Annotated in this window: 10 protein-coding genes; 6 read left to right on the forward strand and 4 right to left on the reverse strand. The window is 72.5% G+C overall.

What is annotated here, in order from left to right:
- Positions 1-102 precede the first annotated feature (102 nt).
- From ACBJ32_RS21770 to mtrA, 3 genes are read right to left on the reverse strand one after another with little or no spacing between them, the layout of a single operon-like run.
- A complete protein-coding gene (locus ACBJ32_RS21770; protein ID WP_375128243.1) occupies positions 103-1,833 on the reverse strand; it encodes an LpqB family beta-propeller domain-containing protein in 1,731 nt (576 codons plus the stop codon).
- A complete protein-coding gene (gene mtrB / locus ACBJ32_RS21775) occupies positions 1,820-3,565 on the reverse strand; it encodes an MtrAB system histidine kinase MtrB (RefSeq protein ID WP_375128244.1) in 1,746 nt (581 codons plus the stop codon). Before mtrB ends, ACBJ32_RS21770 begins: the two co-directional genes overlap by 14 nt.
- A gap of 18 nt (positions 3,566-3,583) precedes the next feature.
- Entirely contained in the window at positions 3,584-4,261 is a 678-nt protein-coding gene (mtrA, locus tag ACBJ32_RS21780) for an MtrAB system response regulator MtrA (RefSeq protein WP_043620615.1), read from the reverse strand.
- A gap of 515 nt (positions 4,262-4,776) precedes the next feature.
- Between mtrA and ACBJ32_RS21785 the strand changes: the two genes are divergently transcribed.
- The 5 genes from ACBJ32_RS21785 to ACBJ32_RS21805 are packed head-to-tail and all read left to right on the forward strand — an operon-like array spanning position 4,777 to position 10,047.
- A complete protein-coding gene (locus ACBJ32_RS21785) occupies positions 4,777-5,808 on the forward strand; it encodes a glycerophosphoryl diester phosphodiesterase membrane domain-containing protein (protein WP_375128245.1) in 1,032 nt (343 codons plus the stop codon).
- Positions 5,805-6,437, forward strand: a complete 633-nt coding sequence (locus tag ACBJ32_RS21790) for a DUF4129 domain-containing protein (protein ID WP_375128246.1) — start codon at positions 5,805-5,807, stop codon at positions 6,435-6,437. Before ACBJ32_RS21785 ends, ACBJ32_RS21790 begins: the two co-directional genes overlap by 4 nt.
- Positions 6,434-7,612, forward strand: coding sequence for a DUF4350 domain-containing protein (locus ACBJ32_RS21795; RefSeq protein WP_375128247.1), 1,179 nt, complete (start codon positions 6,434-6,436; stop codon positions 7,610-7,612). The genes ACBJ32_RS21790 and ACBJ32_RS21795 overlap by 4 nt, the downstream gene beginning before the upstream one ends.
- 13 nt (positions 7,613-7,625) lie before the next feature.
- Positions 7,626-8,645 carry an AAA family ATPase gene (locus ACBJ32_RS21800; protein WP_375128248.1) on the forward strand — a complete coding sequence of 340 codons (1,020 nt, stop codon included), beginning with the start codon at positions 7,626-7,628 and terminating at the stop codon, positions 8,643-8,645.
- 28 nt (positions 8,646-8,673) lie between these two features.
- Positions 8,674-10,047, forward strand: coding sequence for a DUF58 domain-containing protein (locus tag ACBJ32_RS21805; protein WP_357873305.1), 1,374 nt, complete (start codon positions 8,674-8,676; stop codon positions 10,045-10,047).
- A 49-nt stretch (positions 10,048-10,096) separates the two neighbouring features.
- Here ACBJ32_RS21805 and ACBJ32_RS21810 read toward each other — a convergent pair whose 3' ends face one another.
- Positions 10,097-11,089 carry a stage II sporulation protein M gene (locus ACBJ32_RS21810; protein WP_375128249.1) on the reverse strand — a complete coding sequence of 331 codons (993 nt, stop codon included), beginning with the start codon at positions 11,087-11,089 and terminating at the stop codon, positions 10,097-10,099.
- A 51-nt stretch (positions 11,090-11,140) separates the two neighbouring features.
- Between ACBJ32_RS21810 and ACBJ32_RS21815 the strand changes: the two genes are divergently transcribed.
- A complete protein-coding gene (locus ACBJ32_RS21815) occupies positions 11,141-12,169 on the forward strand; it encodes an RDD family protein (RefSeq protein ID WP_375128250.1) in 1,029 nt (342 codons plus the stop codon).
- Positions 12,170-12,199 lie beyond the last annotated feature (30 nt).

A 12,199-nucleotide genomic window follows, 5' to 3' on the forward strand; every position in this document is an offset into this window, starting at 1 on the left:
TCCCAGGCCCGGCCGGCGGAGCGGGCCAGCCGCCGTCGGTGCGGGCCAGCCGCCGGCAAAGCGCGCCAGCCGCCGTCGCGAGCCAACCGTCGGCGAGGTGGGTCAGCCCAGGGGGAACAAGGGGGCGCCGCCGTTGGTGTCGATCTTGGGGGTCCAGGTCTGCTGGTCCTGGCTGAGCGCCATCAGCTTGGTCACCCCCTTCGCCGTGACATCCGCCAGCACCTGGTCCTGGAACGCCGCCACCGACTGCAGCCGGTCCTTCAACGGCACCCCCGTGGTCTCCCCGTCCCCCACGTTGATCTCGTTGAGCGTCTGACCGGCCGTCCCCTGCACCAGCACGAGCAGGCGCTCGTCGTCTCGCCAGGCGATGTCCTTGATCTCGTTCCCGGTCTCGGTCGTGGTCAGGAGCTGGAGGTTCCCCAGCTTCGTCCCGGCGCCCTCACCGGTCAGCGCGCCGATCTGGACGGTTTCGTCCCCGGTGGTCACCGCCACCCGCACCCCGTCCCTGGCGATCCTGAACTGGTTGATCTCCAGCCGGTCCAGTTCCTCCGGCACCTGCACGGGATCCACCCGCCCCCTGACCGGGTCGTACTTCAGCAAGGCGCCGTTCTTGCCGTCGTACGTCCACAGGGACCCGTCCCTGTTCCACGTGGGCGGCGTCAGGTCGTCCCCTTGGATGACCTCCTGCCAGACCCCCTCGGGCGCCAGCCCTGCCACCGAGATGCCGGTCGAGGTCCTGGCGGCGATGAGCGGGTTGGGGCCGGCGGAGACGGCGAAGTGGCTGTACCCCTCGCGCTGCTCACCCGCCGCGCCCGCCACGGCGCCTCCCCGGCCGTCCTTCGTCAGGTAGTGGACCGCTCCCCTGTCGACGTAGTACGCGCTGTCGCGGACGTCGTCGTCCAGCCACTGGTCGACGGAGTCGGGCCGGTCGACGGTGTACGACTCGCCGTCCACCAGGATCTCGATGACGCGGCCCTTGGCGATCTCGTTCTTGTTGAGACTGTTCCTGATCTGGCCTCTGAGGGTCTCTTCCGTACTGAGGTCGAGGGTGTCGAGCGGCCCCGAGAGGTTGATGATCACGCGGTCCTCGCCCGACCTGATCGACTCGATCTTCGTGCCGGCCGGGAAGCTGGAGGTGACCGCGCCACGCAGGGCCTCGGTCGGCGGTTCGAGCAGGCGTTCGAGCACGGTCTGCGCGAACGTCTCCATCGTGTCGAGCCGCAGGCGTACGCGATCGACGACCAGCCGGTCCTGCGTGCTGCGGTTGACGTAGTAGAGGTTCGTCGGCCGGTACGCGCGCGCCACGTCGGACTCGGTCAGCAGCAGCCCGGCGGGCAGGCTGCTGACGCGGTACCCCTCCGGCAGCTTGACCAGCTCGAAGGGACGCTCCCACGACCCGCCCGTCGGCTTGTACGAGTCGTCCTCGTTGATGACGGCCGCCACGTGCGCCTTGAGCGTGACCTCCGTCGACGCCTCGGACTCGCGCGGCGGCGGGACCACGACCTCGTACTGGTCCTGGATCACCGTCACGGGCCCGGCCGCCGTCCACTTGGCCCGCGCCTCGGGCGTCAGGTAGCCGGCCAGGACCGACGGGTCGTCCGCGTAGGCGGCCATGGCGGCCTGCAGGCCCCTGATCGTGTCCTCGGCGCCCCAGCCGGGCTGCGGCGGGATGGCGATCATGCGCTGGAACGGCTTGCTGAGCGGGTCGCCGGCCCCTTCGTCGTTGTTGACGGTGTACGGGCCGTTCGGAGGGATCACGGTGCAGCCCGAGCCGCCCAGGACCATCGCGGCCACGATGGCGAGCGCCGTGCCGAGCCGGCTAGTCCTCGTCATGCTCGGCCCCGTCCCCGGACGCCGGCAGCAGCACGGGCGTCATCGACGTCCGCCAGGTGCGGCGCATCTCGATCTCGGGCGGCACCAGCGACAGCGGCGAGCCCTTCAGGTCCACGCCCGCGTTCCGCGGCAGCGTGAGCCTGAACTGGGAGCCCTCGCCCGGCTGCCCCCACGCCTGCAGCCAGCCGCCGTGCAGGCCGGCGTCCTCGCGGGAGATGGCCAGGCCGAGCCCGGTGCCGCCGATCGTCCTGGCCCGCGACGGGTCGGCCCGCCAGAAGCGGTCGAAGACCATGGTGTCCTCGCCGGGCTTGAGCCCGATCCCGTGGTCGCGTACGGCGACGGCCACGGCGTCGCGGTCGGCGCCGACGGTGACCACGATGTCCCTGCCCTCCCCGTGCTCGATGGCGTTGAACAGCAGGTTGCGCAGGATCCGCTCGACCCGCCTGTTGTCGATCTCGGCCACGCAGGGCTCGTTGGGCAGCCTGAGCTCGAAGCGGGTGCCGTGCCGCTCGGCCAGCGCCTCGGAGTCGCCGATCGCGCGCAGCACCACGTCGCGGATGTCCACGGGCTCCAGGTCGAGCGTGGCGGCGCCGGCGTCGTAGCGGCTGATCTCCAGCAGGTCGGCCAGCATCGACTCGAACCGTTCGAGCTGGGCCTGCATGAGCTCGGCCGAGCGGGCGGCCATCGGCTCGAAGTCCTCGCGGGCGTCGTACAGCAGGTCGGCGGCCATGCGGACGGTCGTCAGCGGGGTGCGCAGCTCGTGGGAGACGTCCGAGACGAACTGCCGCTGCACCTGGGAGAGCTCCTCGAGCTGGTGGATCTTGAGCGCCAGGTTGGCGGCCATCTCGTTGAACGAGTTCGCCAGCCGGGCCAGGTCGTCCTCGCCGCGCACCTTGAGCCGCTCGTCCAGCCTGCCGGAGGCCAGGCGCTCGGCGGCCTGGCGCGCCAGGCGCACGGGGGTGACGACCTGGCGGGCGACGAGGTAGGCGATGGCGGCCAGCAGCAGCACGAGCCCGAGCCCCACCACGACGATGGCCAGCCGGACGTTGGACAGCAGCTCCTCCTCCTCGTCGAAGGGGAAGAAGTGGTAGACCTCGTAGGTGCGCCCGTTGGTGGGCAGGTGCACGATGCCGCCGACCACGTACGTCAGCCTGGGCTGGCTCTCACCGCCGAACCTGATGGTCTGGATGGAGCCGGTCGCGGCCTCCCACTTGTAGACGCGGATGTTGCGCTGCAGGGCCAGCCTGAGCGTGAGCGGCACGTCGGCGGGCACGACGCTGCCCGACGCCCGCGACTGGCCCGGGGTCGTCAGGTTGAGTATCAGCAGCTCGTACCGCTTCTCGGAGCCGTTCTCCCCGGAGCCGGTGATGGTGTCCATGACCTCGTCGAGCAGGTTGCCCGCGCCCTGCTCGGCGCCGTCGGCCTGCTTGGCGGGATCGTCGGTCTCGGGCGTCAGCGCGTCGGCGATCTGCAGCCGGTCGGCGAAGGCCTCGCTGGCGGCGGTGCGCTGGCTGCTGTCCACGACCGACTTGTTGATCTGGCCGAACAGGAACGTGCCGAGCACCACCACCACGATCACGGAGATCACCAGCGTGCTGGTGACCACCTGGAGCTGCAGTGAGCGCCGCCAGACGCTGCGTGTCCTGCCCGCCGCACGGCGGACCCGCCGGCGGACGCCGCCGAGAATCTGGCGGAGCGTCCGTCTGCGGGATCTCTTCTTCGTCGGGGGCACGGCGGGGCGGGGCGAGGGTTAGGCGGGACCGGCTTTGTAGCCCACGCCGCGGACGGTCACGACGATCTCGGGGTGCTCGGGGTCCTTCTCGATCTTGGCCCTGAGCCGCTGCACGTGCACGTTGACCAGCCGCGTGTCGGCCGCGTGCCGGTAACCCCACACCTGCTCCAGCAGGACCTCACGGGTGAACACCTGGCGCGGCTTGCGGGCCAGCGCCACGAGCAGGTCGAACTCCAGCGGCGTGAGGTTGATCGTCTCCTCGCCGCGCTTGACCGAGTGGCCGGCCACGTCGATGGTGATGTCGCCGATCTGGAGGATCTCGGGGGTGGGCTCGTCGGTACGGCGCAGCCGCGCCCGCACCCTGGCCACCAGCTCCTTCGGCTTGAACGGCTTGACGATGTAGTCGTCGGCGCCCGACTCCAGACCGAGCACGACGTCGATCGTGTCGCTCTTGGCGGTGAGCATGACGATGGGAACCCCCGACTCCGCCCTGATCCTGCGCGCGACGTCGATGCCGTCGGCCCCCGGCAGCATCAGGTCCAGCAGCACCAGGTCCGGGCGTGTATCCCGGAACGCGTCGAGGGCCTTGTCGCCATCGGAGACAAAGGACGGCTCGAAGCCTTCCCCTCGCAGCACGATCCCCAGCATCTCGGCGAGAGCGGCGTCGTCGTCGACGACCAGCACGCGACCTTTCATGGCCCCTCATTCGTTCTACGCATTGTGGGACATACCCGCACGATCGCTGAAGGTTACCCTTGGTTGACCCATGAGTGTGACCTGAGCCCTGCAAAAGGCGAATTTTAGGTCCGCCCCCGCGACCGCAATCTCAGTCTGCGGTAACAGAGCAACTTTCGGCCATCCCTGGACGCGAACCTTGCCCGGATTCCTCCGTGAATGCGGGCAAGATGAGGCCGCGAATCCTCTCCGTGACACCAATGCCCCGCACAGCGTGCCAGGATTGGGATATGTCAGACGGTCACGGTCCCACGCCCGAGACGCCATCAGGCTGGTCGGCCGAACAGCCCCCGCCCTACAGCGCCCCGCCGGCCTCCCCGTGGACCGCCCCCGGCGCGCAACAGCCGGCGCCCACCGGGCAGCCGTACGGGCCGCCCCCGCAACAACCCCCGCATTCGCCGCAACAGGGGCCTTACGGGCAAGCGCCTCAAACACCATATCCGCCTTATCCGCAACAGCAGCCCGGATACGGCTATATGCCGCCGCCCGCGCTCCGCCCGGGCATCATCCCGCTGCGCCCGCTCGGTCTGGGCGACATCCTGGACGGCACGATCAAGCTGATCCGGTCGAACCCGAAGGCCGTGCTCGGCCTGTCGGCCGTGGCCGCCCTGCTCGCCGCCGTGCCGCTGGCCATCGGCCAGGCGTTCCTGCTCGACGCCCTGCCCAGCCCGCTCGACGACCCCGAGGGCTTCGCCACCGCCGAGAGCGACCTCAACAGCATCTCCGGCATCGTCGGCCAGTACGGCGGCACGCTGATCTCCTCGGCGATCTCGTTCGTCGTCGTCACGCTGCTGACCGGCGTGCTGACCCGCATCCTGGGCCGGGCCGTCTTCGGCGGCGGCATCAGCGCGGGCGAGGCCTGGCGCCTCGTCAAGGGCCGGATCCCCGCGCTGTTCGGCGTGGTGGGCATGATGGCCGCCATCATGGTGGTGCCGCTGATCGTCTTCGTGCTGCTCATGGTGGCGGTCGCGATGAACGCCGACGCCTCCGCCCTCGGCTGGATCCTCGGGCTGACGGTCCTGTTCGTCGTCGCCTACCTCGCCTACTACCTGTTCTTCAGGACCCGCTTCGCGTTCGCCTCGCCGGCCGTGGTCCTGGAGGGCCGCGGCCCGGTCGACGCGATGCGCCGCTCGTGGCACCTGGTGACCGGCGACTTCTGGCGGGTGTTCGGCATCCTGCTGCTCACGTCCCTGCTGGTCGGCCTCGTCGGGAGCATGCTGACGTTCCCGTTCACGCTGATCGGCACGATGCTCGGGATGCTGGGCGCGAGCTCGGTGACCAACACCATCGTGTCGGCCGTGCTGATCGCGATCGGCGGCACGCTCGGCGCGATGCTCACCTACCCGTTCGAGGCCGGCGTCTCCGGCCTGCTGTACGCCGACCGGCGCATGCGCAGCGAGGCGTTCGACCTCGTGCTGCAGACGGCGGCCATCGAGCAGCAGCGCCAGGGTTGGGTGCACGCCTCGGCCGACGAGCTGTGGCACCCGTCCAACTCCGCCAGGTCGTGAGCCCGATCGACCGGGAGGAGGCCGCGCGCAAGGCCGCGGAGGAGCTCCTCAAGCCGGAGTACGAGAAGGAAGCGCTGTTCGACCGGATCTACCGGTACGTCACGCAGTTCCTCGGCGACCTTCTCGACGCGGCCACCGGCGGCGGGTCGGCGGGCGGGATCATCGCCGCCGTGCTGATCACGCTGATCCTCCTCGGGCTGATCGCGCTGATCGCGTGGCGGCTGCGCAAGACGGCCCGCAGGAACGCGCTCGCGCCCGGCGCGCTGTTCGGCGCGCGGGCGCTGACCGCGGCCGAGCACCGGCAGGCCGCCGAGCGCCTGGCCCACGAGGGCCGCTGGACCCAGGCCGTCCAGGAGCGGCTCCGGGCCATCGCCCGCGACCTGGAGGAACGCGCGCTGGTCGACGGCATGCCGGGGCGGACGGCCGACGAGCTGGCCGCCGAGGCGGCGGTGTCGCTGCCCGCGTTCGCGCAGGAACTCGCGGCGGCCGCCCGATCGTTCGACGACGTGACGTACGGCGGGGTGACGGGGACGCGGGAGGCGTACGAGACGATGACCGGCCTCGACGAGCGCCTGCGCCAGGCGCGCCCGGTGCCCCTCGCGACCGCGGCCGGTGAGGGCGGGGCATGAGCGTCGTCACCCCCCAGGCCCCTCCCGGGCAGTCCTACCCGACCTCCCCCACCGCCCGCTCCACCTGGCGGGCCGGCCGGATGATCGTGCTGCTGGGCGGCCTCGTCGTGCTCATCGCCGTCCTGGGCGTGCTGCTCGGCCCCGACCGTGCCCCGGCGCGCCACCTCGACCCCGACGACACTTCGCTGTCCGGCTCCAAGGCGCTGGCCGAGCTGCTGCGCGACCGGGGCGTCACCGTCGACCGGGTCGACTCCGTCGAGGCCGCCGCCGCCAAGGCCGCCACGGGCGACCGGCTGCTGCTGATCATCGACACCAGTTACGTCGACGAGTTCAGCCTGGCCAGGATCCCCGGCGACCGCCTGGTCGTCGGTAACGTCTTCGGCCTGTCCGCCCTGGCTCCCGGCGTGCGCGTCGAGGCGGCCGGGGCCAGGCCCCGCTCCCGCGAGCCCGGATGCGGCCTGCCCGCCGCCACCGCCGCGGGCAGCGCCTACCTGGGCGGCGTCGTGCTGCGCGGCCCGTCGGGCGCCACCGCCTGTTACCCGGCGGACGACGGGCACACCCTGGTCAGCTTCCCGTACGCGAGCGGCGTCATCACAGTCGTCGGCGACGGCGGCTTCATGACCAACCAGCGCCTGGCCGAGGACGGCAACGCGGCACTGGCACTCAACCTCATCGGCACCGGCAGGCCCGTCACCTGGCTGGTGCCGCCCGAGACGCCGCCCGCGCCCGACCTGCCCGGCGAGCGCGGCCAGTCGATGTACGACCTGATGCCGGCCGGCATCCGCTGGGCCGTCTACATGTCGATCATCGCCGTGGCCGTGGCCGCGTTCTGGCGCGGCCGGCGGCTGGGGCCCGTGGTGACGGAGAAGCTGCCGGTCATCGTCAGGGCCGCCGAGACCGTCGAGGGACGCGGCCGGCTCTACCGGGCCAGGCGCGCCAGGGAACGCGCGGCCGACGCGCTGCGCGCGGGCACGATAGACCGGCTCACCCCGAGGCTGGGGCTGGCGTCCGGAGCGGGCCGGCCGGAGGTCGTCTCGGCGATCGCCACCCGTACGGGGCAGGACGCGCAGCAGGTCGGCGCCGCGCTCTACGGCCCGCCCCCGGCGGACGACGCGGGGCTCGTCGGGCTGGCCGGATATCTGGACTTCATGGAGAGGCAGATCAGTGAACTCTGATGAGACATACCGCGTGCCGACCAGCGGACCGACCAGCGGACCGGCCGTCGGACCGGTCGGCGGGCCGGCCGGCGGGCCGACCAACAATGGCGACTCGGCCAGGGAGGCGCTCGCCGCGCTGCGCACCGAGGTGGCCAAGGCCGTGGTCGGGCAGGACGCGGTCGTGACGGGGCTGGTCATCGCGTTGCTGTGCAGGGGGCACGTGCTGCTCGAAGGCGTGCCGGGCGTGGCCAAGACGCTGATGGTGCGCACGCTGTCCTCGGCGCTGTCGCTGGACTTCAAGCGGGTGCAGTTCACGCCCGACCTGATGCCCGGCGACGTGACCGGGTCGTTGATCTACGACACGAAGACCGCGGAGTTCGAGTTCCGCGAGGGGCCCGTCTTCACCAACCTGCTGCTCGCCGACGAGATCAACCGCACGCCGCCCAAGACGCAGGCGGCGCTGCTGGAGGCGATGGAGGAGCGGCAGGTCAGCGTGGAGGGCTCGGCTCGCGAGCTGCCCGACCCGTTCGTGGTGTGCGCGACGCAGAACCCCGTCGAGTACGAGGGCACCTACCAGCTCCCCGAGGCCCAGCTCGACCGGTTCCTGCTCAAGCTGACCGTGCCGCTGCCGCCGCGCGAGCAGGAGATCTCCGTGCTCGACCGGCACGCCCGCGGCTTCGACCCGCGCGACCTGTCGGACATCAAGGCCGTCGCCTCGGCCGAGGACCTGGCGACGGGGCGGGAGGCGGCCTCGAAGGTGCACGTGGCGCCCGAGGTGCTCGGCTACATCGTGGACGTGGCCCGCGCCACCAGGAACTCCCCGTCGCTGCAGCTCGGCGTCTCCCCGCGCGGCGCCACGGCGCTGCTGGCCGCCTCCCGGGCGTGGGCGTGGCTGTCCGGGCGGCCGTACGTCACTCCCGACGACGTCAAGGCGCTGGCCAGGCCCGCGCTGCGGCACCGCGTGCAGCTCCGGCCCGAGGCCGAGCTGGAGGGGGCGACCGCCGACGGCCTGCTCGACGGCATCCTGGCCTCGGTCCCGGTCCCGCGTTGACGGCCGCTACGGGAAGCGTGGTGCGGGGATGGCTCTGACGGGACGTGCCGGGCTGGTCGCGGCGGTCGGGATCGTGGTGGTGCTGCTCGCGCCGCAGCCGGGGCCCGCGCTGGCCGGGGTCTGCCTGCTGCTGGCCGCCGGGATCGCCGTGGACCTGGCGTTCGCGGGTGCCGTGCGGCCGCTGCGCTTCCACCGGTCCGGCGACACGCTGGTCCGGCTCGGCCAGCAGGCCACGGTGGAGCTGGTGGTCGAGAACCCGGGCGGCAGGCGCGTGCGCGGCCTGCTCAGGGACGCCTGGCCGCCCTCCGCGGGGGTGCATCCGCGGGTGGCCGCGCTGGACGTGCCGGCGGGGGAACGCCGCAAGCTCGTCATCTCGCTCAGCCCGACCAGGCGCGGCGACCGCTCCTCCGTGGCGATCACCGTGCGTTCGATCGGCCCGCTGGGCCTGGCCGCCCGCCAGGGCAACCACCAGGCACCCTGGACGGTGCGGGTGCTGCCGCCGTTCCTGTCGCGCAAGCACCTGCCCTCCCGGCTGGCCCGGCTGCGCGAGCTCGACGGCCAGCACCCGGCGCTGGTGCGCGGGCAGGGCACCGAGTTCGACTCGCTGCGCGAGTACGTGGTGGGCGACGACGTGCGCTCCATCGACTGGCGGGCCACCGCGCGCCGCCACGACGTCGTCGTACGCACCTGGCGGCCCGAGCGCGACCGCCGCGTGCTGATCGTGCTCGACACCGGCCGCACCTCGGCCGGGCGGGTCGGCGCCGCGCCGATCCACCTCGCGGGGGCCGACGCGAGCGGCGGCGGGCTGTTCCTGCGGCCCGATCCCAGGCCCGCGCCCGGCTGGCCGCGCCTGGACTGGTCGATGGACGCCGCCCTGCTGCTGGCCGCGCTGGCCGCCAGGGCCGGCGACCAGGTGGACTTCCTGGCCCACGACCGTGCCGTGCGCGCCTGGGTGAGCGGGACGTCGCGCACCGAGCTGCTGTCGTCGCTGGTCAACGTGATGGCGCCGATCGAGGCGGAGCTGGTCGAGGCCGACTCGCAGGCCATGGTGGCCGCCATCCTGTCGCGGGCCAAGCGGCGCTGCCTGGTCGTGCTGCTCACGGACCTGAACCCGGCCGCCATGGACGAGGGCCTGATGCCGGTCCTGCCGCAGCTCTCCGCGCGGCACCTGGTGCTGGTGGCCGGGGTGTCCGACCCGTCCGTCGCGGCCATGGCGGGCCGGCGCGGGTCGGTCGAGGAGGTGTACGACGCGGCGGCGGCCGAGCAGGCCCAGCTCGGCCGCAGGCGCATCACGGCCAGGCTGCGGCGGCACGGTGTCGAGGTCGTCGACGCGCCCCCGGATGACATCGCGCCCGCCCTCGCCGACGCGTACCTGGCCCTCAAGGCGGCGGGGCGGCTCTGACGCGCTGAGACCCGCACGCTCCGGCGGACCCCTGTCCGGTGACGTGCGGTCAGGCGGTCGGGGCGACGTCGGGCGCCCGTTCGATGTCGCCGGTCTCGTTCGCGCGCAGCGCCCTGCGGCCGAAGATGATCACGTACGCGAGGAAGACCGCCTCGGCGAGCACCCCGATGCCGATGCGCGCCCACGTGGGCAGCCCCGACGGGGTCACGAACGCCTCGATCAGCCCCGACACGAACAGCACCACGACCAGCCCCAAGGCCACGCTCATCACCGCCCGGCCCTGCTCGGCCAGCGCCTCGATCCGCCTGCGCGGCCCCGGGTCGATGACCGTCCAGCCCAGGCGCATGCCCACGGCCGCCGCCAGGAAGATGGCGGTCAGCTCCAGCAGGCCGTGGGGCAGGATCAGGCCGAAGAAGATGTCCAGCTTGTCCCGGGAGGCCATCAGGCCGCCGGAGACGGCGACGTTCTCGGCGTTGGCGTAGAGCGCGTACGGGATCGGCAGGCCCAGCACCACCGCGTACATGATCATCTGTGCCGCCACCCACGCGTTGTTCGTCCACACGCGGCTGGCGAAGGAGGCGGCCGGGTGCTCGGAGTAGTAGTCGGCGAAGTCCTCCTCGACGAGCCGGGTGATCTCGTCGGGGCTGGCGATCGACGCCTGCACGTCGGGGTTGGCCGCCACCCACGCGCCCATCACCCACCCCACCACCAGGAACGCGACCGTGACCGCCAGCCACCACCAGCGCGCCCGGTAGGCGACCACGGGGAACGACACGGTGAAGAAGCGCGTCACCTCGCGCCAGGCCGGGGTGTGCGCGCCGGTGACGGCGGACCTGGCCCTGGCCACCAGCGCGGACAGCCGCCCGACCAGCATCGGGTCCTTGGACGACGAGCGGACCATGGACAGGTGCGTGGCCACCCGCTGGTACAGCTCCACCAGCTCGTCCACCTCGGCACCGGTCAGCGAGGAGCGGTGCTTGACCAGGTGATCGAGCCGGTCCCACACGGGGCGGTGTGCTGTGACGAACGCATCGATGTCCACCCGAACATTCTGGCCGCTCAATCACCCGGACATTGCCGTTAGGCTCCACATATGTCGGAGGTTGTGACCGGCGACGCCGTCGTCGTCGAAGTGCGGGTGGCGCAGATGCCCTCCCGGGCCCTGGCGATCGTCATCGACATGGCCGTGCAGTTCACCGTCCTGGTCGCCGCCTACGCGTTGCTGGGAGCGTTCGCGGCCATCACGGACGCCGCCATGTTCGGGGCCGTCATGGTCGTCCTGGTCGTGCTGGTGCTGGTCGGCTACCCCGTGATCTTCGAGACCCTCAGCAGGGGCCGCAGCCTCGGCAAGCTGGCGCTCGGGCTCCGGGTGGTCGGCGACGACGGCAGCCCCGAGCGCTTCAGGCAGGCGCTGTTCCGCGGGCTGGCCGGGGTCGTGGAGTTCTGGATGTTCTCGGGGGCGCCGGCGCTCATCGCGTCGATGGTCTCGCAGCGGGGCAAGCGGCTCGGCGACGTGTTCGCGGGCACCATCGTGATCTCCGAGCGGGCGCCGCGCGACTCGGGGCAGGTCATCGTCATGCCGCCGCAGCTCGTGAGCTGGGCGGCCACGCTGGAGCTGTCCCAGCTGCCGGACGAGGTGGCGCAGGCCGCCCGGCAGTACCTGACGCGCTGGCACGACCTCACGCCGCAGGTGCAGTACGAGATGGGGGTGCGCATCGCGACCCAGGTGGCGGCCTTCGTCTCGCCGGCGGCTCCTGGCGGGGTGCCGGCGCACGCGTACCTGAGCGCCGTCCTGGCGGAGCGCCGGCGCCGGGAGCAGGCGCGGTTCGCGCAGCGCCTGGGGAACGGTCAGCCGCAGCAGGGCCCGTACGCGCCGCAGGGGTCCAACACACCGGCCGGGCCCTACGCGCCGCAGGGGCCCTACGCACCGGCCGCGCCTTACGCGCCGCAGGGGCCCTACGCGCAACCAGGGCCTCACGGCCCGGCAGGGCCGCACATGCCGCCGGCACCGGCACCGTACGCGCCGCCTGGCCCGTCCCCGTACCAGCAGCAACAGCCTCCGCCCGCACCCGCGCCGGAGCCGCCGAAGGCGACCCCGGGCGGGTTCGCGCCGCCTCAGTGAGCGCGGTCACGGGGCGCGCGAGCCGTCACC

It is taken from the genome of Nonomuraea sp. GTA35 (genome assembly GCF_041950525.1).
GTDB lineage: Bacteria > Actinomycetota > Actinomycetes > Streptosporangiales > Streptosporangiaceae > Nonomuraea.